Consider the following 21,556-nt stretch of genomic DNA (forward strand, 5'->3'; position numbering starts at 1 on the left):
TCCCCATGCACCCGTCGCCCACCGCCACCCCGCCGGGCTGGTCCTACGCGCAGAACCTGACCCAGCCGCAGCTGGGTCCGCCGCGGCGGCACCCGTGGGAGATCCCGCTGCTGGTGCTCGCGATCGTCATCATGGCGGTGGTCTACCTGACCGCGCTGGTGCTGATAGCGGTCGGGACCGCCCCGGTGTGGGTGCTCGTCGTGCTGGCAGCGCCGATCATCGTGTATCTGGGGCGCGGGCAGGGTTACGCGATGCCGCGGGTGGCGGGCGTCAAGGTGTCGCCCACCCAGTTCCCCGAGGCACACGCGATGGTGGTGGCCGCCGCCCAGCACTTCCGGATGGCGAAGGTTCCCGACGCATACGTGGTGCTCGGCAACGGGCAGATCAACGCGTACTCGTCCGGGCACGGGTTCCGGCGGTACGTGGTCGTCTACAGCGACCTGTTCGAGATCGGCGGCCAGGCCCGGAATCCGGTGGCGTTGCAGTTCATCATCGGCCACGAGGTCGGGCACATCGCGGCGGGTCACACGTCGTACTGGCGCCAGCTCGGCATGTTCGCCTCGAACTTCGTACCCGTGGTCGGCCCGGCGCTGTCGCGCGCGCAGGAGTACACCGCCGACAACCACGGGTTCTACGTGCGGCCCGACGGCCGGGAGGGCGCGATCGGCGTGATGTCCGCCGGCAAGTACCTGCTGGGGCTGGTCGACTTCCACCAGATGGCGGACCGCGCGGTCACCGAAACCGGGTTCTTCACCTGGCTCGCCAACCTGCTCGCCGGCCATCCGGTCAACACCTGGCGCGCGCATGCGCTGCGGGACCGTTCGCGCGCGGGACGGATGTTCTTCCGGCCCCGCCCCTGACGGGGATCGGCAGTCCGCTCAGAACAGGGTGATCCCGGCCCCGCTCTGCTCGATGGCGAGGATCCGCAGCTTCGAGGCCGCCCCGCCGTAGGCGGAGAACCCGCCCGGCCGCCCCGCCGCGGCGACCACCCGGTGACACGGCACCAGCAGCGGGACCGGATTGCGGCCCAGCGCGCCGCCGACCGCACGGGCCGATCCGCGGTCGCCCAGCCGATCTGCGACCTGCCCGTAGGTCAGGGTTCTGCCCGGCCGGATCTGCTGCGTGACCGCGTAGACGCGCAGCGCGAACTCGGGCACACCGCGCAGGTCGAGGGGGATTTCGGTCAGATCGACACTCTCCCCCTGCAGCAATGCCCGCATGCCGCGGATGGCCCGCCCGGCGACCACGGAGGGCGTGGCCTCCGCCACTCCGGGCGCTGCCGCGCGGATCCGTTGCCGAGTGTGCGCCACGTCGGATTCGGGCAGTTGAACCGCACTGACGCCTGCCTCGTTCCACGCCACCGCGCACCACCCGATCGCGGTGTCGAACAGCGCATGGCCGATGGCTGTGTCCACCCGTTCATCATGACCCCACCCACCGACAGTCCGCCGAAGCGCGGTCGCGCTGTCCCCCGACGCACTACCGTCGGCAGTCATGGACCGCTTCAACGGGCTCGACAAACCCGAGTCACTGCGCGACGCGGTCCCCCGCGGCGCTGGGGTTGATCGTCCAGTTGCGCCAGGCCAAGATCTGGCAGCGCAAGGACCGCGCCGCCGACACGCTCCCAAATTGAACGGAGTACGCAGCAATGTCTTCGAATTCCACCTTCGTGATCATCGGCGGCGGCCTGGCCGGGGCCAAGGCGGCGCAGGCCCTGCGCGACAACGACTTCGACGGCGAGATCGTCCTCGTCGCCGAGGAGTCGAACCTGCCCTACGAGCGCCCGCCGTTGTCGAAGGAGTATCTGGCGCACAAGAAGTCGCGCGCCGAGTTCACCGTGCAGCCGGCCGCCTGGTACCGGGACATGCACATCGACCTGCGGCTCGGCACCGCCGCCACGGCGGTCGACCGGTCCGCGCACACCGTCACGCTGCCCGACGGCACCACCGTCGGATACGACAAGTTGCTGCTGGCGACCGGTTCGAGCTCGCGCAGGCCGCCGATTCCCGGCATCGACGCGGCCGGGGTCCACCTGCTGCGCACACTGGACGAGGCCGACGCCCTGGACGCCGCGCTGGCCCCCGGGTCGACGCTGGCCGTGGTCGGCGCGGGATGGATCGGACTGGAGGTCACCGCCACGGCACGCGGACGCGACGTGCAGGCGACGGTCGTCGAGGCGGCGGAGCTGCCGCTGCTCGCGGCGATGGGCCCCGAGATCGCCACCGTGTTCGCCGAACTGCACCGTGAGCACGGCGTCGATCTGCGGCTGGGCGCCAACGTGGAGGAGATCACCGTCGCGGACGGCCACGCCACCGGGCTGCGGCTCGGCGACGGGTCGACCGTGCCGGCCGACACCGTGCTGGTCGCGGTCGGCGCCCACCCGAACATCGAACTGGCCGAGCAGGCCGGTCTGGAACTCGGCGACGGTGGGGTGCTGGTCGACGCGGGGTTGCGCACCTCCGACCCGGACATCTTCGCGGTCGGCGACATCGCCGCGGCCGAGCATCCGGTCCTGGGCGTGCGCATCCGCACCGAGCACTGGGCGAACGCGCTCAACCAGCCCGCGGTCGCGGTCGCGGGCATGCTCGGCAAGTCCGCCGAGTACACGAACCTGCCGTACTTCTTCACCGACCAGTACGACCTGGGCATGGAGTACGTCGGCCACAGCGCCGGTTACACGCAGGTCGTCACCCGCGGCGACACGCGCACTCGCGAGTTCGTCGCGTGCTGGCTCGACGGCGCGAACCGGGTGCTGGCCGGCATGAACGTCAACATCTGGGACGCCCAGGACGACCTCAAACGGCTGATCGAGTCCAAGCAGCCGGTCGACCCGGCCCGGCTCGCCGATCCGGCGGTGCCGCTCGGCGAGCTGGGCTGAGCCCCTGGCGCGGGAGTCCGCTCAGTCGAACTCGGGGTCCTCGGTGCGGCTGCGCTTGAGCTCGAAGAAGTGCGGGTACGACGCGAGCGCGAGCGCACCGTCCCACACCTTGCCCGCGTCCTCGCCGCGCGGGATCCGGGACAGCACCGGACCGAAGAACGCGATGCCGTTGACGTGGATGGTCGGCGTCCCCACATCGGGCCCGACCTTGTCCATGCCCTCGTGGTGGCTGCGGCGCAGTTCCTCGTCGTAGGCGTCGGTGCGAGCGGCGTCGGCGAGGTCCGCGGGCAGCCCGACCTCCTCGAGCGCGCCGGCGATGACCTGGTCGAAGTCCTTGATCCCCTTGTTGTGAATGCGGGTGCCCATGGCGGTGTACAGCGGTTCGAGGATCTCGTCGCCGTGTCGCTGTGCAGCCGCGATGGCCACCCGCACGGGGCCGAGGCCGGCCTCGAGCTTGGCGCGGTACTCCTCGGGGATGTCCTTGCCCTCGTTGAGGACGACCAGGCTCATCACATGGAAATGCACGTCGATGTCGCGGACCTGGGACGCCTCGAGGATCCACCGAGAGGTGATCCAGCACCACGGACACAGCGGGTCGAACCAGAAGTCGACGCGATCTCGCTCGGCTGGACTGGGGGTCATGTGACAGCTCCTTACGCGTGCGTGGGCCGGAGGCACGGAAACGGATGTCGATCCGTCCCTATCTGATTCAACAACACCGGCCGGTTCAACAACCCTGCTGGCCGGATGCTTCCCCGCATGATGGGATGGATTGCACGTCCTATTTCGATCAAACGAGCCCGAATCCGATCAAACGAAGGAGCGTACCCACCGTGGCCTCGCCCAATCTCACCCGCGACCAGGCAGTCGAACGCGCGGCGACGATCAGCGTCTCGAACTACCGCATCGAGTTGGATGTCACGGCCGCCGAGGGCGGTCCCGGGTCGGACACGTTCCGCTCGCGCACCACGGTGCGGTTCGGCGCGACCGAGGGCGCCTCGACGTTCGTCGACCTGATGGCCGCGCGGGTGCACAGCGCCGTGCTCAACGGTCGCGCGCTGGACCTCGCCGGCTTCGACGAGTCGAAGGGCATCACGCTCGACGCGCTGGCGGCCGACAACGAGTTGACCGTCGAGGCGGACTGCGTCTACTCGCACACCGGCGAGGGGCTGCACCGCTTCGTCGACCCGACCGACGACGAGATCTACCTGTACTCGCAGTTCGAGACCGCCGACGCCAAGCGGATGTTCGCCTGCTTCGACCAGCCCGACCTCAAGGCCACCTTCGACGTGACGGTCACCGCGCCGGCGCACTGGAAGGTGATCTCCAACGGCGCCCCGGCGGCGCAGACCGCTTCCGGTACCAACGGCGCCGTCGTGCACACCTTCGCCACCACCGCGCGGATGAGCACCTACCTGGTCGCACTGATCGCCGGCCCCTACGCGCAGTGGACCGACAGCTACGCCGACGAGCACGGCACGATCCCGCTGGGCATCTACTGCCGCGCCTCGCTCGCCGAGTTCATGGACGCCGACCGCCTCTTCGCCGAGACGAAGCAGGGATTCGGCTTCTACCACAGCAACTTCGGGGTGCCGTACGCGTTCGGCAAGTACGACCAGCTGTTCGTCCCCGAGTTCAACGCGGGCGCGATGGAGAACGCCGGCGCGGTCACTTTCCTCGAGGACTACGTGTTCCGGTCCAAGGTGACCCGCTACTCCTACGAGCGGCGCGCGGAGACCGTGCTGCACGAGATGGCGCACATGTGGTTCGGCGATCTCGTGACCATGCGCTGGTGGGATGACCTGTGGCTCAACGAGTCCTTCGCCACCTTCGCGTCGGTGCTGTGCCAGACCGAGGCAACCGAGTACACCAACGCGTGGACGACGTTCGCCAACGTGGAGAAGTCGTGGGCGTACCGGCAGGACCAGCTGCCCTCGACCCATCCGGTCGCCGCGGACATTCCCGACATCGCCGCGGTGGAGGTGAACTTCGACGGCATCACCTACGCCAAGGGCGCCTCCGTGCTCAAACAGCTGGTGGCGTACGTCGGACTGCCGGGCTTTCTGGCAGGGCTGCGCGAATACTTCCGCACCCACGCCTACGGCAACGCCGAGTTCTCCGATCTGCTCGCCGCGCTCGAGCAGTCGTCGGGCCGGGACCTGTCCGGCTGGGGCGCGCAGTGGCTGCGCACGACCGGACTCAACACGCTGTCCGCGGACTTCGACGTCGACGGGCAGGGCCGGTTCACGCGCTTCGCCGTCCGGCAGGAGGGGGCCGTGCCGGGTGCCGGCGAGCTGCGCGTGCACCGGCTGGCGGTCGGCGTCTACGACGACGACGGCTCCGGCAAGTTGGTGCGCACCAGCCGCGTCGAGCTCGACGTGGACGGCGAGCTGACGGAGGTGCCGGAGCTGATCGGAGCAGGGCGCGGCAAGCTCGTGCTGGTCAACGACGACGACCTGACCTACTGCGCGCTACGGCTGGACCCGGAATCGCTGCGGACGCTGACCACCCGCATCGGTGACATCGTCGAGCCGCTGCCCCGGACGCTGTGCTGGTCCGCCGCCTGGGAGATGACGCGGCAGGCCGAGATGCGTGCCCGCGATTTCCTCGCGCTGGTCCAGGCCGGCATCGGGGCCGAGACCGAGATCGGCGTCGTGCAGCGGCTGCTGCTGCAGGCCCAGACCGCACTGTCCGCCTACGCCGAACCGGGCTGGGCCAAGACCACCGGCTGGGCCGACTTCGCCGACCGGCTCGTCGAACTGGCCCGCGCGGCCGCCCCGGGGTCCGACCATCAGCTGGCGTTCGTCAACTCGCTGTGCTCATCGGTGCTGGCCGAACGGCACACGGCCGTGCTCGAGCCGCTGTTGGACGGATCCGCCGAAGCACAGGGGCTAACCGGTCTCGACATCGACACCGATCTGCGCTGGCGGATCGTGCAGGCGCTGGCCGCGGCCGGCGTGATCGACGCGGACAGCCCCGCCACCCCGCTCATCGACGCGGAGGTGCTGCGCGACCCGACGTCCGCGGGCGCCCGGCAGGGCGCGCAGGCGGCGGCGATGCGTCCGCAGCTCGCGGCGAAGCAGGAGGCGTGGGACAAGGTGGTCGGCGACGACTCGCTCTCGCACACGCTCGGCCGCGCGATCATCGCCGGCATCGCCTGGCCCGGCCAGTCCGAACTGCTCGAGCCTTACGTCGCCCGCTACTTCGACGCGATCTCGGACGTGTGGGCCCGGCGCAGCAGCGAGGTCGCGCAGGCGGTGATCATCGGGCTGTACCCGTCGTGGTCGATCAGCCCGTCCACGCTGGCCGCCACCGACGCGTTCCTGGCCGGCGATCACCCGCCGGCCCTGCGCCGGCTGGTCGTCGAGGGGCGCGCGGGTATCGTGCGGGCGCTGCGGGCCCGGGCGGCGGACGCCGGTGACCCGGTGCCGGCGATCGACTGACGAACGACGGCGGGGCCCCGCAGTTCACACGAACCGCGGGGCCCCGCCGGAGGGTCTGTCGGGTGCGGTCAGGCAGAGACCGGGTGGATCGCCGCCGTCATCACGCGGACGGCACTGGTGATCCCGTCGATCAGCTGTCCGTCCTTGAACGACGCGATGGCCGCGGACACACCGAGCTGCGCGACACGGTCGTCGAGCTTCGACTCGACCGCCGCACCGGAGACGATCTCGATCGTCCGCTCTGCCGGGGAGACCGCGATGAGCGCGGAGTTCGCCGGATCCGGCAGGGCCGGGAACAGCTCACGGGCCCGGTCGGCCGGGCTCGCACCCAGCGCACCCAGGTAGACGGTGAAGCGCACACCGGTGCTCCGGGTGCCGTGCGTGAGCGCGTCGTCGAGGCGGGCCAGATCGACCGGATCGAACGGCAGATCACAGACCGGGTTGCCCGGCTGGACCACGCCGGAGATCCGTCCACTCGCGGTCACCACGCTGCCCACCGGCAGCGTCGAATCGTCGACCGGCGCGAAAGTCAGTTCACCACTTGCCACTTGCCACTCCTCCGATCACACTGTGGCCGGACTCGATGGCCGCGTGTCCACCATGTCCGCCGTGCGTCTGCTCGTCGACCGCGGCCCACCAGATGGGCTCACGCGTCCACTTCTCGCCGAGCTTGTACCGCGCCTGCTTGGGGACTCGCGCGGTGAACGACAGCCCGGCGATCACCGCGGTGATCGCGAGCGGGATCACGCCATAGATCAACACTGTCTCTGCGATGCTCACGCCCGAGACGTTAGTCGAGAGCGATCACTTTGGGGTAGCTGGGGCGTCATTTCCTCGCGCTACGCCCTCCTCCCTATGCCGCACCCTCGCCCAGGTACTGCAGCCAGGTCGGGTCCGGCTCGCTTATCGAGGCCAGCAGCCGCCAGTGCCTGCCCTTCGGCGGCACCAACGCGGCACCCAGCGTCCAGCCGAGTTCGCTGAGCAGACGGTCGGCCTTGCGGTGGTTGCACGGGGCGCAGCACGCGACGCAGTTCTCCCAGGAGTGCTCGCCGCCGCGACTACGCGGGATCACGTGGTCGATGGTTTCGGCCTTGCCGCCGCAGTAGGCGCACCGAAAACGGTCGCGGTGCATCAACGCCGTGCGCGTCATCGGGATACGGGCCCGGTACGGCACGTGGACGAACGTGCGCAGCCGGATCACCGAGGGCACCTGCACGACACAGTCCACCGAGCGGATCAAGGCACCCTCGGGATCCTCGTGGACGATCTCCGCCTTGTCACACACCAACAGCACCACCGCACGCCGCGCCGGCAAGGCCGTGAGCGGCTCATACGTTGAATTGAGCAGCAGGACACGGCGCGCGAGCCAGCGCGGCACGGGGCGGGTACCGACCGCCGCCAATGGCCGGCCGTCCGAGGTCGGGTGCGTGCGGTGTTGTCGATGCTTCATGAGGCCTGCCTCACACGCTGTGCTGCCGGTGCCCTGCTGCCTGCCAGACTGTCGCAACCCGAAGGCCAGTGGAACCGCCACCACCATACGTGATGAACATCACCTCACCAGGGAAAGCGGTGCGCATGCGTCGAAAGCGCCGAAGTGTGCGCATGGCCGTGCGCAGTGCGGTCGGACACCGCCGACGTCCTCCGCCAGACTCTGGTCGTGTCTGACCTAGCCTTCGAACTGACCGGCACCGGCCGAGACTGGTTGATCGACCGGCCGGTGCACATCGCCATCTACGTCGCGCTCGCCGTGGCCGTGAGATTCCTGCTGCACCGCATGATCGACCGGATGACCAAGCCGCGCGCCAAGCGCGACAACGCGCGTGTGCCGACGCCCGCACTGCTCAAGCCGCTGCGCGAAAAGGCACAGGATTCGATGCGGGACTCGACGCTGCGCGAGCGGCGCCGCCAGCGTGCCGGCACGATCGGTTCGGTACTCAAGTCCACGGTGTCCTTCGCCGTGCTGATCTGGCTGATCCTGCAGACCCTTGCGATACTCGGCATCAACGTGGCACCGTTCATCGCCTCGGCGGGCATCGTCGGCGTGGCGCTCGGATTCGGCGCCCAGAATCTCGTCCGCGACTTTCTGTCCGGCCTGTTCATGATGTTCGAGGACCAGTACGGCGTCGGTGACATCATCGACATCGGCGAGGCGGTCGGGACCGTCGAGACCGTCGGCCTGCGGGTGACCACGGTCCGCGACAAGTTCGGCACCCTCTGGTACTGCCGCAACGGCGAGATCTCGCGCGTGGGCAACTACAGCCAGGGCTACGCGATCGCCCTGTTGATGCTGCCGATCTCCTACACCTCCGACGTGGACCTCGCGTGCACCGTCGCCCTGGCGGCCGCGAACGCTGCGGTCGAGGAGGACGAACTCAGTCCGCACATTCTCGAGGCCCCCGAGATGCTGGGAGTGGACGACGTCAGCTCGGACGCGGTTACCCTTCGCCTGACCGTCAAGGTCCGCCCCAACACCCAATGGTCGGTGCAGCGGGAACTGCACCGCCGCATCCTCAAGGCGTTCGACGACGAAGGGATCAGCGCCCCCTACCCGACCGGTCGTCCCTTCGGGGCGGCGGTGAGCGACGCCGCCCGATGATCCCCCGCTTCCGGGCGGGCAAGATGGGGCTCATGAATCAACCGCAGCAGAGCTTCTACGACGCCGTGGGCGGCGCCGAGACCTTCCGCGCCCTCGTCGCGCGCTTCTACGAAGAGGTCGCCGCGGACGAAATCGTGCGGCCGCTGTACCCGGAGGAGGACCTCGAGCCCGCCGAGCGCCGGATGCGGATGTTCCTCGAGCAGTACTGGGGCGGCCCGCGGACCTACACGGAGGAGCGGGGCCATCCCCGGCTGCGCATGCGGCACGCCTCGTTCAAGATCGGCCCGGTCGAGCGTGATGCCTGGCTGCGCTGCATGCACACCGCGATCGACTCGATCGACACGGCCACCCTCGACGACGGTCACCGCCGGGCGCTGGTGGAGTACATCGACACCGCGGCGGACTTCCTGGTGAACTCGGCCGACTGACGCCGGAGCGCGGCCCGGCTACTCGGGCCGGCGCCGCGCCGCGACCGCGTGGACGAAGCCCAGCGCGGCGAGCACCCCGGCGGAGGCCACCACGACCAGGAATGCCATCGAACTGCCGGACGAGTCCGCGACCGCACCGGCGATGGGCGCACCGATGGCGTTGCCCGCGATGATCCCGCCGGACAGCAGCGTCATCTGCAGTCCGGCGCGTCCGGCCGGCGCGACCCGCGAACCGATCCCGAACAACGTGACGATGACCGGGCCGATCGCGCATCCGAGCAGGGCCAGCATGCCCGCGAGAACCCAGGCCCCCGAGGCCAGCGGCAGCAACGCGGCGAAGCCGACACTGCAGACGGCCGCGACGACCCAGCGCAACGACAGCGCGAAGCGGTCGGGTACCGCGGCCATCGCCAGCGACGCCAGCGCCGATCCGACCCCGAATCCGGCGTAGATGATGCCGCCGCTGCTGGGGCTGCCGTTGTCCGCGGCGTAGGCGATCACCGACGTCGACAACGCGCCGAACAGTGAGCCGATCGTCAGCATGCCCAGCACCGGCAGCAGCCGCGCCGGCAGCAGGAACTCCCGCAGCCGCGCCCGCTTCACGCCGGAGCCGTGGTCGGCGTGCGCCGCCGCGGCGACGGTCGGGTGCAGCGCGAACAGTCCGCCGAACACCAGCATGATGAGCACACACGCGAGCAGCGGCGTCGACGGGAACAGCAGCGCCGAGAGCACACCGACCAGCGCGGGGCCGAACATGAACGTCAACTCGTCGGCCATCGACTCGTAGCTCAGCGCCGTGCCGAACACCCGCGCCCGGTGCGGCGGCGGGACCCGGTCCTCGACCAGCGCCGCCCACCGCACCCGCGCCAGCGGGCCCACCGGCGGAATGGTCGCGCCGACGACCGCGGCGGCGACGACCAGCAGCGGCAGCGGTGCGATCCCCGCGACGGACACGAATCCGAGCACCACCGCCGCATTGATGATCGCCAACACCAGTAGCAGTCGACGCTGGCCGAAGCGGTCCGTGGCCGCGCCGGTGACCGCAGCACCCACGGCGGCGGCGAGGGCGTAGGCCCCGGCCGCAAGGCCGCCGTCGGCGAACGAGCCGCGCACGGTTGCCACGTAGGCGGTGATGCCGAGCGTGAGCATCGCGAACGGCAGCCGGGCCAGCAGCCCGACCGGGTAGAAGCTCCATCCGGCGGCGGCGGTCAGCGCCCGGAACGGGCGCACAGCGGTGCGCCGTTCCGTATCGGGGTCCGGGTCGGTCTCGGTATCGACGGCAGAGCTGATCATGGAAACCCATCGGGATTCTGGGGTCGCCGAAGCGGCCGTGCCGGGGCCCCGCCCGCCGTCGACACACCTTCCCAATGTCCGACCGTCATCGGGTCGGCATAACTGTTGACCGATCGATCATACGGGCGTCGGACGGCGCGGACGGTGACGCTTCCGGTTTGACAACCTGCGCGCCCTACGCGATTCTCGCCTCGGGAGCGGCAGACCCAGTGCGGCAACGGCTCCCGACATACACGGGGTGGAGTGCTTGTCATCGCAATCGGGGAGGGTGGCGGGGTATGGCGGGTTCCGCGACGGCCGCGGCACTGCACAAGTCTCCTCAGGTCTGCTTCGAGGCGATGCACGTGATGAGCGGTCGGTACCAGGAAATGGCGGACCTGCTCAGCGAGTCCGCAGATACGTACGAGTCGACCAACGAGGCCGCCGCTGCGCGCCTCAAAGCAATGGGCGATCTGAACGGGGGGTGAGGAATACATGGGCGCTGTGACCCGGTCGCAGGTCGCGGGGTGGGATGCCAACGCCTTGGCGGCGGTGGCGACGATGGTTGCACCGAGGGTGCAGCAGATCGACGATTCCGCGGACAAGATGCGTTCGAGCATCGACGGATTGCACTGGTCCGGTACAGCGCGCGGCGCCGCAGACGATCGGGCCGATCGCGAGAATCAGCAGATGCGGAAGGTGGGCTCGGCATTCGATGACCTCGCGGCAGCGTGCATGGCGGGTGCCCGGGCGATGGAGCCGATGATCGCCGGCTTGACGAGAACGGCATCGAATCTCGAGAGCGACAACTTCGACGTGGCCGAGGATTGGACCGTCACCGACAAGCACAACTACAGCGCAGCAATCGCAGCCTGCGGTGACAACGCACAGGCTCAGAACCCGGTTCGACAGTTGCAGAAGCAGCGCGGAGACGAGGCTGCCACCAGCACGGTGTCGCTCAAGCGGTTGGCGGTCGCGCTCGGTACGGCAGATCAGAACTGTGCCGCCGCGATCAACGCGGCCAATGTCGAGATCAGCTCGCTCACACCGGCCACAGCCGCACTCAACGGGACGATCGCAGGCAAGGACCTCGCCGACTTGAAGAGCGGCACGGCAACCGCTGACGAGTTGGCGCGCCTCCACGCGGCTGCCCAGTTGACCGATGAACAGAAAACCGACCTGGTCGGCGGTAAACCCGTCAACCTGACGCAGGGGCAGTTCGACTATCTGCGCCAGGTGATGCGCGCGCAGGACGGCATGAGCGTGCAGGACATCGACAAGATGACATCGGCGCTGCCGCAGGGCAATCAGGCCGACCTCGCCAACGCCATGCAACTGGTGTCGTCGCCGAACGTGCACACCGCGAGCGTGCTGACTGCCGGCGCAGTCCCGACGGTCGCCGACCACGGTGGCATGTCGCAACTACCGACCCCGGTACGCACGCTGCTCACCGACAATCCGGTATCCATGCACACGAACTGGACAGCAGCAGGGCCCTTCACCACGGCGGACGTATCGCGGGCCGGCGACTTCAAGGCGTTGACGAACATCATGGGGCGCGGCGACCAAAGCCTCGCCCAGGGGTCTGACGTGGACCGGGGGCTCTTGAAGCAGGGCGCGGAGATCGCCGGCGCGACCGGCCGCCCCAACGTCACGATGACGATGGAGGGGCGAGGCGTACACGACTCCGAGGTCGGCTCCCTCGCGGACAGGCTGCTCGGTGCGGGCGGGCATGATGCGCAGGCTGTGCACGACTTCGTCACCGGGAGCAATATGGCGTCGACGGTTGACCATGGCGGCTCGTACAACGCGAGCGACCACGTACTGGAGGTGTTGCAGCACAAGTGGGATCCCGGACAGCACGGGGCGGCGAACATGTTCGCGTCGATCGGCGAGTCCGCGGGGCAGCCGCTCGATTCGTTCGCCAACAAGCAGGGCGGCGAGTCCGCGTCGGCGCTGGCCCAGATCATGGCGAGTCACTCGGCGACGCTGTCGCAGAACATGCCGAACCACGGGTACGACTCGCTCGGGCAGGTCAATCCCGAACTGACGCAGAGCCTCGCGAACTCGATGCGGCCCTATCTGGGGAACTTCGCCGGTGTCACCGACAACGACGGTGCACACATCCTCGCGAACCACACGGCGCAGCCATTCGACAACGTGACCGACCTGTCGCACTTGTTCAATGTGCTCGACTCGGATCCGAAGGCCGCCCGGATCATCAACGATGGTGGCCAGCAGTGGATCGACTTCCTGCAATATCAGGGCGGCGTGGATCCGTCTCATGTTGACTACGCATTCCGGGCAGGCCAGCTGAACCACGCGATGCAGCAGGGCATGACGGACCAGATCAGCCAACTCGACGCACGCGACCAGTGGGAACAGGTCAAGAGTTACAACAACCAGACCGCGTGGATCGACACCGCCGCAACGGCCGCTTGGCTGGCACCGACTCCAGCGGTCGGTGTGATGGCGGGTGTCACGGACATCTGGCTCAAGCAAGATCTCGTCGCGCCAGGCGACCCGCTGCATCCGGTCACGGCCGATCCGACACAGGCGGCGGTTTCCGCCGTGGGCAACGACTTCAAGATGGACTCGGTCCGGACGAACTTCGACCAAGCGCAGGGCCACCTGGACGCGCACCCGGATTCTGCCGCGAGGTTCGCCGGTTTCACCACAAACGGCCAGCTCGACTGGAGTCTCGTGAGTGAGAGTCACACTACAACCAACAACTTCGTTCGCGATGTTGGTCAAATCCAAGATCTGAACACCGCGAACTTCAACACAATGTTCATAAATGGACTGACGAGCGAGAATATAATCGAGCATGACCAGGGTCCAAAGAATGCGGGACAGCAGCCAAAATGATCACCAAAGGACCTCGCCCAGCCATTCGCCTCGGAATCGCTATTACCGTATTCTCCAGCATCGCTGGATGTGGCAGTATCCACAATCAGCCCACCCAATCGGCACTCCCGCCATCCACCCCGCTGGCGCAACCCGGCGACGCTGACTTCACCATCCGATGGACGTCTCCTACACCGCAACTAATGACCCCTGACGGTACATTTATTCGCGCGTTTGAGGAATCCGAAACGATCGGCGAACTCGGCGGCGGCATCGGTTCTGTATACCCCGGTTTCTCCACCGCGAATCGCGGTGCGATAAATCCGGGAATTTTCAACACCGATCTACAACTCGGTGCACCGACGGCATACTTCGGACTGGGGGGTGTCGACGACCTTCCTGATGGCAGCACGCGAGCCACCATCTGCTACTGGGATAGTGGAACACAGGACAAATGGAGCTTTCTCTATTACCACCGCGAGGGGACGACACCCCAAACGAATCAATCCGGACCGGCTCGACGGCCGTCAGCCAATGTGTTCGGCGACTGGTATGCAACCAAGGAAGAAGCTGCCCCCCCGAATTCCGTTGCGGCCGAACAATGCCAGCACACCGCGCCAGTGAATCCTTCGAAGGCCGGGCAACCCTCGCCGCCGCCATCTCCTGGTTGGCCACGATGAGCACACGTACCTTCCCGAAGTGGTTCCGGCGCGGCGCCATCGCCGCATTGCTGCTGGCAGCGGCTGGATGTGGGAGTGATCACACCTCCACCCCTCCCACAGGTGATATATCAACTCTGCACTCGACTGAGCCATTGAGCAATATCGACTACACAATCCGCTGGACGACACCCGCGGCGGAGCTCATGACATCGGACGGGACCTTCATTCGCGCCTTCGAAGAATCTGAGATCGCCGGAACCGTTGGAGGTGGCGCCAGCGGCGTGTATCCAGGATTTGCCGGGGCGAATCACGGCGCAATCAATCCGGGAGTATTCCAGACAGATAGCAAGATGGGTTCGCCGGCGATGTACATCGGACTCGGGGGCCTGGCGGAGTTGCCGGATGGGGTTGTCCGGGCAACAGTCTGCTCTTGGTTCGGAGGAACGAGAAGCGACGTCAGCTACCTGTATTACACCCGTCGGGGTGCATCGCCACCGGCGGATCAGTCGGGTCCGGCACGTCGGCCTTCAGACAACGTGTTCGGCGATTGGTACGTGACCAAGGAAGAAACCGCCTCCCCGGACTCGGGGGCGACTGAGCAGTGCCGGCACACAGCACCTGTGGACCCAGCAAAGTCCGGGCAACCGTCTCCCCCACCGTTCCCTGGCTGGCCGCAGTAGCTCGACGGCTCCGTCACCCCTCACCAGCCGGACTGCAGCCATCCCTGTGACCGACGCTGCCGGAAGTACTCGTCGTCCTCGTCGTCGTCGAATGCTGACACACGGGGCCGGACCGGATCGACCGGAGTCACCAGCTCACCATTCTCCTGCGGCACCCCGGTCTTCGGCGACAGCAGGGCCGCCATGACCTCCGGTGGAAGATCGGCGCTCACAGCACGTCCAGCGCGAGGCCGCCGGCGCGCCGGTGGAAGACCGACCCGTAGCGGGCGTCGAGCCGCAGCCAGTTCTTCGTTGCCCGCACCCGGACCGGCTCCGCCGCGTCGAGCCGCGTCGCGTCGACCCGACCGCTCGAGTTCTGCGTGACTCCCGGGATGAAACCCATTGCGGTGAGCGCGAAGACGCAGCGCAGCGGCACAGCGGCAGCTTCCCCACCGCCCTCCACGTGCACGACCTCCTGATCCAGCAGCGACTTCGGAGGCCCAACGCTGGTGCTGTGCTCACGCGCGAGTTCCGCGCCCTGCACCGACAGGTCGACGAGCTCACGGGCCGGCACATCGTCGACGTGGACGAAGCCGTCCTCGGGCGGCAGCGAACCGCGCCAGGCGGAGTCCATCGAGAAGCCCGGGTCGATCTGACCGTCTGCGGTGTCCTGGAGTGCGCGCAGCAACCCGTCGGCCGCCACACAGGTGTCCGCCTGCCCGGCCCGACCACCGACCACCCGCACCGCCAGCGCCTCGAAACCAGCCGTAGTGCACCACACCGTCAGCCGATCGGGGTCGCGCCGCCGGATCCGGACCACCGCGGCCGGGTCCAGGCGCACCGCCCGGGACACGAACGCCGCGAGGTTCTCCCGCTCGGCCGCATCCGGGATGTCCAGTGTTCGCTCAAGCACGCTTCCAGCTTTCCAGATACTCCCGCTCGGCGGCAGTGAGCCGTCGCAGCCGCTGACCGCCGATGTCGAAGGACGCCACCTGCGTCTGCGCCACGATCGACGGGCGCACCGACAGGTCCTGCCCGACCGCGCGGACCTCGTAGTTGATGGTGAAGTCGGCCGCCCGCACCTGCGAGGTCCACATGAGCACGTCCAGCGGGCTGTCCGAGTGCCGCAGCTGACCCTGGTACTTCACGTGCAGGTCGGTGATGACCGCACCCTCGCGCAGCGCGGCGGTGGGGCGGTCGTCGAGGAACAGCCAGGGAATGCGGGCCTCTTCCAGCAGCGTCACCATCCGGGCGTGGTTGATGTGCTGGAAGACGTCCATGTCCGACCACCGCACCTCGACCTTGCTGTGGAATCCGACCGCTTCGCTCACCTGGCTGCCTCCGCTCTCATGCCCGCCGCGCGGACCATGCTCCTGATCTGACGTGTGGCCACCGACAGTCCCGCCAGGTCGAGGGTTCCCGACGCGGCGAGTTCGGCGAGCGACCCGCGCGCACGCGCGAGCCGCGAGGCGTTGGTGGACTCCCATTCGGCGATCTTCTCCGCCGGGGACTCCGTCGGCTCGCCGCCGGACAGCACGTCCATGCACAGTGACCTCATGGCAGAGTACAGGTCGTCCCGAATCGCCAACTGCGCCAGCGAATGCCACCGGTCCCCCCGCGGCAGCCCCGCGACCGCGGTGAGCAGCCGCTCGATGTCGAGGTGCGCGGCAAGCGCGTAGTACAGCTCCGCGACCTCGACACCGTCGCGGTCCCCGATGTCGGCGATCTCGATGATGTCGAGCAGGCAGAACACGTCGAGCAGGCTGAAGATCCGTCGGGCCAGGGGCTCGGGAGCACCGAGCTCGACCGCGGCGCCGGCGCGCCGGTCGAGGGTCTCGGCGCCGGATCCCGCCAGCCATCCCGGCACCTGCGGCGCAAGGCTGGACACCTTGTCGGCGAAGCGCGCGATCTCGGCGCCGACCGCCAGCGGCTGCGGCCGGTTGGCCAGAAGCCAGCGCGCGGCGCGGTCGAGCAACCGGCGGGTCTCCAGCATCATCTTGTCCTCGGCGACGACCGGGGCACCCGCGGCGCGCACCGCCTCCCACACCCCCGGCAGGTCGAAGATCGTCGTGGCCGCTGTGAAGGCTCGGACCGCATCGGTCGCCGATGTGCCGGTGTCCTCGCCGAGCCGGTACACGTAGGTGATGCCGCCGCCGTCAACCGTGTCGTTGGCCAGCATCGTCGCGACGATCTGCCTGCTCAGCGGATGGTTCTTGATGTCGGCGCCGAACCGTTCGCGCAGCGGACCGGGGAAGTACCGCGGCAACACGTTCGCGAACACTGCGAGGTCCGGCAGGTCGGTGGCCAGCAGGTCGTCCTTGAGCGCCAGCTTCACGTGCGCCAGCAGGGTCGCCATCTCCGGTGAGGTGAGCCCGATCCCGGCCTCGGACCGGCGATCCAGCTCGTCGGGCGAGGGCAGTGCCTCGAGGTCGCGGTCGAGGTTGTGCCTGCGCACCAGGTCGTCGATCAGCCGCGCATAGACCCCGAGCATCTTGTCCGAATGCGCACGCGAGATGCCGAGCACCTCGTTCTGCCGCCGGTTGTCGTCGAGGACCAGCTCGGCCACCTCGTCGGTCATCGACTCGAGGAAGGCGGTGCGCCCGGCGACGGCAAGCTGTCCGGCGCCGGCCATGTTGTCGAGCAGGATCTTGATGTTGACCTCGTGGTCGGAGCAGTCGACACCCGCCGAGTTGTCGACCGCGTCGGTATTCACCTTGCCGCCGGCCAGCGCGAACTCGATCCGGCCCAGCTGGGTCAGTCCCAGGTTGCCGCCCTCCCCGATCACCTTGGCCCGCAATGCCGATCCGTTCACCCGCACCGAATCGTTGGCCTTGTCGCCGACGTCCGCGTTGGACTGCGCGGCCGATTTCACGTAGGTGCCGATGCCGCCGTTCCACAGCAGGTCGACGGGCGCGAGCAGGATCGCCCGCACCAGTTCCGGCGCCGGCAGTTCGCTCACCCCGTCCGGCAGCCCGAGAGCCGCACGAACCTGCGGGCTGACGGGAATCGACTTGCGCTGACGCTCCCAGACCCCGCCGCCCTCACTGATGGTCGCGGTGTCGTAGTCCGCCCACGACGAGCGCGGCAGCGCGAACAGGCGCCTGCGTTCCGCGATGGACGTGGCCGCCACCGGAGTCGGGTCGATGAAGATGTGCCGGTGGTCGAATGCGGCGACCAGCCGGATGTGTTCGCTCAGCAGCATCCCGTTGCCGAACACGTCACCGCTCATGTCCCCGATGCCGACGGCGGTGAACTCCTCGGACTGGGTGTCGAGGCCGAGTTCGCGGAAGTGCCGCTTGACGCTCTCCCAGGCGCCCTTCGCGGTGATCCCCATCTCCTTGTGGTCGTACCCGGCCGAGCCGCCGGACGCGAAGGCGTCGCCGAGCCAATACCCATAGGACTTCGACACCTCGTTGGCGATGTCGGAGAAGGTGGCGGTGCCTTTGTCGGCGGCGACGACGAGGTAGGTGTCATCGACGTCGCGGCGCACGACGCGATCGGGCGGGATCACCTGGCCGGTACGGCTGTCCAGGTTGTCGGTCAGGTCCAGCAGCCCGGAGATGAACCGGCGATAGCAGGCGATCCCCTCCTCGCGCAGCGCATCCCGATCGCGCGCGGCATCCCCGCTCGGGGTCGGCGGATTCTTCACCACGAACCCGCCCTTGGCTCCGACCGGCACGATCACCGCGTTCTTGACTGCCTGCGCCTTGGCCAGGCCGAGCACCTCGGTGCGGAAGTCCTCGCGCCGGTCCGACCACCGCAGCCCCCCACGCGAGACCGGGCCGAAGCGCAGGTGCACGCCCTCGACTCGCGGCGCATAGACGTAGATCTCGTACATCGGGCGCGGCTGCGGCAGCTCGGCGAGTTCACGCGAGGCCAGCTTGATCGACAGGTACTCGTGCGGGCGGCCGTCAGCGACGGTCATGAAGTAGTTGGTGCGCAGCGTGTTCCGGATCAGTGCCAGGTAGGCGCGTAGCACCCGGTCGGTGTCCAGGCTGTAGACCTTCTTGATGTCCGCGGTGATCCGGTCGGCGACCTCCTCGGCGCGGTCGGGCGAGGCACTGTCCGGGTCGAAGCTCGCGTGGAACAGTTCGACCAGGGCGGCGACCGTGTCCGGGTTCGCACACAGCACGGTCTCGATGTGGGTCTGGCTGTACGGAAAACCGGCCTGTCGCAGGTACTTTCCGTAGGCTCGTAGCAGCATCGCCTGACGCCAGTCGAGCCGGGCCCGCAGCACCAGTTCGTTGAACCGGTCCACCTCCGCGTGGCCGTACCAGAGCGCCTCGAACGCGCCGATGAAACGTCGGCCCGCGTCGCTGTCCGGCGTGATGTCCGTGCGGTCGACGAGGTCGCGCTGCACGGCGACCGCGAACGCGTATATCCAGCAGTGCATTCCGTCGTCCCGTAGGACCGGGTACGGACGCTCGAAGATGACGTCGACCGCCAGCGACTGCAGGATCGGCACCATCTGGCTCAGCGACACCCCTGCCCCGGCGAGGTAGAGCATGAACCGCCACTGGACCCCTCGACCGTGCCCGCGACGCCAGGCCACCTGGATCCTGCCCGGCTCGAGGGCCTGCAGCCGCGCGATGTCGGCGAGCCCGTCCTCCGGGGTGAAGTCCTCCTTGTACGCCTCAGGGAACGTCGCGGCGTACCGCTGGACCGCCGCCGCATGGACCGGGGTCCGGCCGGACGTGACGACCTCGGACAGCCGGTCCTCCCAGCTGCGCGAGCTCTCCGCCAGCAGCGACTGGATGCGCAGCCGATTCTGCTCCCCCAGGTCGGGGCCGTGCCCGTCCTCCCACCCCCGAGGGATGTGCACGGTGAAATGCACCATGGCGAAGGAGGATTCGGTGACCCGGGTGGTGTAGTCGACGCTGGAGCCGCCCAGCTCGGCGAGCAGGATCGCCTTCATCGCCAGCCGCACGCCGGTGCGGTAGCGGTCGCGCGGCAGGTACACCAGGGCCGAGACGAAGTTGCCGTTGGCGTCGCCGCGCAGGAACAGCCGCAGATCGCGGGTGAGCCCGACCGAGAGCACCGAGCTGACGACCTTGAGCAGGGTGTCGGTGTCGGTCGCGAAAAGTTCGGTGCGCGGATAGGACTCGATGATCTCGAGCATCGACTGACCGTTGTACGAGTCCTCGGTCTGGCCGGCCAGCTCCAGCACCTGCCGTGCGCGACGGCCCAGGATCGGGATCTCGAGCACGTTCTGGTGGATCGCGGTCACCGTGAAGATCCCGAGGAAGCGGTGCTCACCGACGTGGCGGTGCTGCGCATCGAAGGTGCGCACACACACGAAGAACGGGTGCACCGACCGCATCACCATCGGCGGCGACTGCCCCTGGGTGAGCACCAGCAGTTGCTTGGCGGTGTCCTCGTCGGGGGTGTGCAACCGGAAGCGACGGTCCACGACCTCGCCCGAGCGCAGCACCCCGAGCGCGCTGCCCTCGACGATCTGCTGCTCGGTGGTGAATCCGCCACCCGGGCTCGCCTGGGTTCGCGTGACCTCGTAGCGCCGGTAGCCGAGCAGCCGGAAGTTCCCGGCGGCAAGCCATCTGAGCAGGGCCGCGCATTCCCGTACCTCGGTCTCGTCGGCCGGGCCGACCGTGCCGGACCGCTCGAGTTCCTCGGCGACGCGCAACTGCTCGGCCAGCATCGCGTCGGTGTCCTCGACGATCGTGCGGACGTCCTTGAGCGCCTCGACCACGCGCTCCTGCAGTTGCGGGAGCACCTCCTGCGGCGTACCGGAGAGCTCCAGGTACATCCAGGACTCGTTCAGCACATCCGCCGGCGGCGGGGTGCCGGGGCGGCGGGTCAGGACTCGCAGCAGGTTCCCGTCGGCGTCCCGCTCGACCGTCAGGATCGGGTGCACCACCTGGTCGACGGTCACCCCGATACTGCCGAGCAGCGCGGTCACCGACTCGACGAGGAACGGCGAGTCGTCGGTGACGATCTGCAGCACCGAGGCCGCCGCGTCGTCACCAGAGCCCCGCGTGCCGTCCGGCCACAGCCGCACCAGCGGGACGCCCTCACTCCGACAGGCCGCCAGTTCCCGGTGACGACGCAGCATCTCGACCGCGCGCCGGCCGAGTGTGACCTCCGGCGATTCCTGCGGTTCCTCCTCGGCCCGCGCACTGCCGGCGTCGGGAGCGACCGTCGCATCCTGGCGGTAGTAGCCGCGATATAGCTGGGCCAGCTCCGGGTCGTCCATCGCCTGCGCGGCGATCTCCCCCGCGTCCTCCTCCGGTCCCGGGGCTTCCGGGTGGGAAACCGCATCCGTCATCGCCGACCCCGCTTCCGCCGTTGGGCTTCACGTCGAGGTTAGGCGTCCGGAGGTCACGTCGCGGCGCGAACCAGGGTTTCCTCCGAGTACGCGAGCAGGACCTCGCAGGCCTCGTCCGGGATAGGCCGCGGCGTGTTGGTCGCCATGTCGAGCGCGACCAGCACGGCGTCGACGGTGCTGTGCAGCACCCCGTGGCGGTCGAACATCCGGTTGCGGATCGTCATCGACGTCCGGCCCAGCTTGGTCACCGTCACCTCGACCGACAGCGGGTCGGACTCGTCGGTCAGCGACCGCTCGAAGTCCACCTCGAGCCGGCGCACCACCACCGGGCCGACCGACCCCGTGTCCGTGCCGTCGAAGATCGCACGGAAGAAGCGCAGCCGCGCCTCCTGCGCGTACTCCAGGTACATGACGTTGTTGACGTGTCCGAGGCGGTCGGAGTCGCCCCAGCGCACCTGCAGTTCACAGCGAAACGGTTCGGACATCGG

The 21,556-nt window shown here is 68.5% G+C and carries 19 protein-coding genes; 8 read left to right on the forward strand and 11 right to left on the reverse strand.

Annotated features, from left to right (window positions below; all coding sequences use genetic code 11):
- The first annotated feature begins 5 nt into the window (after positions 1 to 5).
- Positions 6 to 860 (forward strand): M48 family metallopeptidase, encoded by an 855-nt coding sequence (locus G4X40_RS00275; protein WP_332518983.1) that lies wholly within the window; start codon positions 6 to 8, stop codon positions 858 to 860.
- 18 nt (positions 861 to 878) lie between these two features.
- Here G4X40_RS00275 and G4X40_RS00280 read toward each other — a convergent pair whose 3' ends face one another.
- On the reverse strand, positions 879 to 1,415 hold the full coding sequence (locus G4X40_RS00280) for a methylated-DNA--[protein]-cysteine S-methyltransferase (protein WP_277829454.1): 537 nt from the start codon (positions 1,413 to 1,415) through the stop codon (positions 879 to 881).
- Positions 1,416 to 1,648: 233 nt separating this feature from the next.
- On the opposite strand from G4X40_RS00280, the gene G4X40_RS00285 reads away from it, so the two are divergent.
- On the forward strand, positions 1,649 to 2,878 hold the full coding sequence (locus tag G4X40_RS00285) for an NAD(P)/FAD-dependent oxidoreductase (protein ID WP_277829455.1): 1,230 nt from the start codon (positions 1,649 to 1,651) through the stop codon (positions 2,876 to 2,878).
- A 21-nt stretch (positions 2,879 to 2,899) separates the two neighbouring features.
- Here G4X40_RS00285 and G4X40_RS00290 read toward each other — a convergent pair whose 3' ends face one another.
- Positions 2,900 to 3,520 (reverse strand): DsbA family oxidoreductase, encoded by a 621-nt coding sequence (locus G4X40_RS00290; protein WP_277829456.1) that lies wholly within the window; start codon positions 3,518 to 3,520, stop codon positions 2,900 to 2,902.
- A gap of 191 nt (positions 3,521 to 3,711) precedes the next feature.
- Here G4X40_RS00290 and pepN point away from each other — a divergent pair, with 191 nt between their 5' ends.
- Positions 3,712 to 6,321, forward strand: coding sequence for an aminopeptidase N (gene pepN, locus G4X40_RS00295; protein ID WP_277829457.1), 2,610 nt, complete (start codon positions 3,712 to 3,714; stop codon positions 6,319 to 6,321).
- Positions 6,322 to 6,389: 68 nt separating this feature from the next.
- Here the strand turns inward: pepN and G4X40_RS00300 are convergent, their stop codons facing one another.
- The 3 genes from G4X40_RS00300 to G4X40_RS00310 form a co-directional block, all read right to left on the reverse strand.
- Positions 6,390 to 6,869, reverse strand: a complete 480-nt coding sequence (locus G4X40_RS00300) for a DUF5130 family protein (RefSeq protein ID WP_277829458.1) — start codon at positions 6,867 to 6,869, stop codon at positions 6,390 to 6,392.
- Positions 6,856 to 7,101 (reverse strand): aa3-type cytochrome oxidase subunit CtaJ, encoded by a 246-nt coding sequence (gene ctaJ / locus G4X40_RS00305; RefSeq protein WP_277829459.1) that lies wholly within the window; start codon positions 7,099 to 7,101, stop codon positions 6,856 to 6,858. The genes G4X40_RS00300 and ctaJ overlap by 14 nt, the downstream gene beginning before the upstream one ends.
- 73 nt (positions 7,102 to 7,174) lie before the next feature.
- Positions 7,175 to 7,771, reverse strand: coding sequence for an HNH endonuclease (locus G4X40_RS00310; protein ID WP_277829460.1), 597 nt, complete (start codon positions 7,769 to 7,771; stop codon positions 7,175 to 7,177).
- 207 nt (positions 7,772 to 7,978) lie between these two features.
- On the opposite strand from G4X40_RS00310, the gene G4X40_RS00315 reads away from it, so the two are divergent.
- Positions 7,979 to 8,917 (forward strand): mechanosensitive ion channel family protein, encoded by a 939-nt coding sequence (locus G4X40_RS00315; protein ID WP_277829461.1) that lies wholly within the window; start codon positions 7,979 to 7,981, stop codon positions 8,915 to 8,917.
- Positions 8,918 to 8,949: 32 nt separating this feature from the next.
- Positions 8,950 to 9,345 carry a globin gene (locus tag G4X40_RS00320; protein WP_277829462.1) on the forward strand — a complete coding sequence of 132 codons (396 nt, stop codon included), beginning with the start codon at positions 8,950 to 8,952 and terminating at the stop codon, positions 9,343 to 9,345.
- Positions 9,346 to 9,363: 18 nt separating this feature from the next.
- Here the strand turns inward: G4X40_RS00320 and G4X40_RS00325 are convergent, their stop codons facing one another.
- The gene (locus G4X40_RS00325; protein WP_277829463.1) at positions 9,364 to 10,638 is read right to left on the reverse strand and encodes an MFS transporter; all 1,275 of its coding nucleotides are present in this window, start codon (positions 10,636 to 10,638) and stop codon (positions 9,364 to 9,366) included.
- A 278-nt stretch (positions 10,639 to 10,916) separates the two neighbouring features.
- Here G4X40_RS00325 and G4X40_RS00330 point away from each other — a divergent pair, with 278 nt between their 5' ends.
- From G4X40_RS00330 to G4X40_RS00340, 3 genes are all read left to right on the forward strand, one after another.
- Positions 10,917 to 11,105 carry a hypothetical protein gene (locus G4X40_RS00330; RefSeq protein WP_277829464.1) on the forward strand — a complete coding sequence of 63 codons (189 nt, stop codon included), beginning with the start codon at positions 10,917 to 10,919 and terminating at the stop codon, positions 11,103 to 11,105.
- Positions 11,106 to 11,112: 7 nt separating this feature from the next.
- A complete protein-coding gene (locus tag G4X40_RS00335) occupies positions 11,113 to 13,485 on the forward strand; it encodes a TPR repeat region-containing protein (RefSeq protein ID WP_277829465.1) in 2,373 nt (790 codons plus the stop codon).
- 182 nt (positions 13,486 to 13,667) lie between these two features.
- The gene (locus G4X40_RS00340; RefSeq protein WP_277829466.1) at positions 13,668 to 14,144 is read left to right on the forward strand and encodes a hypothetical protein; all 477 of its coding nucleotides are present in this window, start codon (positions 13,668 to 13,670) and stop codon (positions 14,142 to 14,144) included.
- 682 nt (positions 14,145 to 14,826) lie between these two features.
- Here the strand turns inward: G4X40_RS00340 and G4X40_RS00345 are convergent.
- Genes G4X40_RS00345 through G4X40_RS00365 form a run of 5 tightly spaced genes read right to left on the reverse strand, consistent with a single transcriptional unit; the run spans position 14,827 to position 21,553 of the window.
- The gene (locus G4X40_RS00345; RefSeq protein WP_277829467.1) at positions 14,827 to 15,018 is read right to left on the reverse strand and encodes a hypothetical protein; all 192 of its coding nucleotides are present in this window, start codon (positions 15,016 to 15,018) and stop codon (positions 14,827 to 14,829) included.
- Complete coding sequence (locus tag G4X40_RS00350) at positions 15,015 to 15,698, reverse strand: hypothetical protein (RefSeq protein ID WP_277829468.1); 684 nt, start codon at positions 15,696 to 15,698, stop codon at positions 15,015 to 15,017. Before G4X40_RS00350 ends, G4X40_RS00345 begins: the two co-directional genes overlap by 4 nt.
- Positions 15,691 to 16,116: an acyl-CoA thioesterase gene (locus G4X40_RS00355; protein WP_277829469.1), complete on the reverse strand. Its 426-nt coding sequence runs from the start codon at positions 16,114 to 16,116 to the stop codon at positions 15,691 to 15,693. Before G4X40_RS00355 ends, G4X40_RS00350 begins: the two co-directional genes overlap by 8 nt.
- Positions 16,113 to 21,068, reverse strand: a complete 4,956-nt coding sequence (locus G4X40_RS00360; protein WP_277829470.1) for an NAD-glutamate dehydrogenase — start codon at positions 21,066 to 21,068, stop codon at positions 16,113 to 16,115. The genes G4X40_RS00355 and G4X40_RS00360 overlap by 4 nt, the downstream gene beginning before the upstream one ends.
- Before the next feature lie 53 nt (positions 21,069 to 21,121).
- The gene (locus tag G4X40_RS00365) at positions 21,122 to 21,553 is read right to left on the reverse strand and encodes an acyl-CoA thioesterase (protein WP_277829471.1); all 432 of its coding nucleotides are present in this window, start codon (positions 21,551 to 21,553) and stop codon (positions 21,122 to 21,124) included.
- Between the last annotated feature and the right edge of the window lie 3 nt (positions 21,554 to 21,556).

Origin of the sequence: Speluncibacter jeojiensis (genome assembly GCF_029589495.1) — a bacterium.
Lineage (GTDB): Bacteria > Actinomycetota > Actinomycetes > Mycobacteriales > Mycobacteriaceae > Speluncibacter > Speluncibacter jeojiensis.

Excerpts from the sequence above, each read along its gene's own strand:
- G4X40_RS00275 (WP_332518983.1), top strand. The coding sequence starts at position 6 with ATGCACCCGTCGCCCACCGCCACCCCGCCGGGCTGGTCCTACGCGCAG.
- G4X40_RS00340 (WP_277829466.1), top strand. The coding sequence starts at position 13,668 with ATGACCCCTGACGGTACATTTATTCGCGCGTTTGAGGAATCCGAAACG.
- G4X40_RS00310 (WP_277829460.1), bottom strand. The coding sequence starts at position 7,771 with ATGAAGCATCGACAACACCGCACGCACCCGACCTCGGACGGCCGGCCA.
- G4X40_RS00325 (WP_277829463.1), bottom strand. The coding sequence starts at position 10,638 with ATGATCAGCTCTGCCGTCGATACCGAGACCGACCCGGACCCCGATACG.
- G4X40_RS00320 (WP_277829462.1), top strand. The coding sequence starts at position 8,950 with ATGAATCAACCGCAGCAGAGCTTCTACGACGCCGTGGGCGGCGCCGAG.
- G4X40_RS00290 (WP_277829456.1), bottom strand. The coding sequence starts at position 3,520 with ATGACCCCCAGTCCAGCCGAGCGAGATCGCGTCGACTTCTGGTTCGAC.
- G4X40_RS00330 (WP_277829464.1), top strand. The coding sequence starts at position 10,917 with ATGGCGGGTTCCGCGACGGCCGCGGCACTGCACAAGTCTCCTCAGGTC.
- G4X40_RS00335 (WP_277829465.1), top strand. The coding sequence starts at position 11,113 with ATGGGCGCTGTGACCCGGTCGCAGGTCGCGGGGTGGGATGCCAACGCC.
- G4X40_RS00285 (WP_277829455.1), top strand. The coding sequence starts at position 1,649 with ATGTCTTCGAATTCCACCTTCGTGATCATCGGCGGCGGCCTGGCCGGG.
- G4X40_RS00365 (WP_277829471.1), bottom strand. The coding sequence starts at position 21,553 with ATGTCCGAACCGTTTCGCTGTGAACTGCAGGTGCGCTGGGGCGACTCC.
- G4X40_RS00360 (WP_277829470.1), bottom strand. The coding sequence starts at position 21,068 with ATGACGGATGCGGTTTCCCACCCGGAAGCCCCGGGACCGGAGGAGGAC.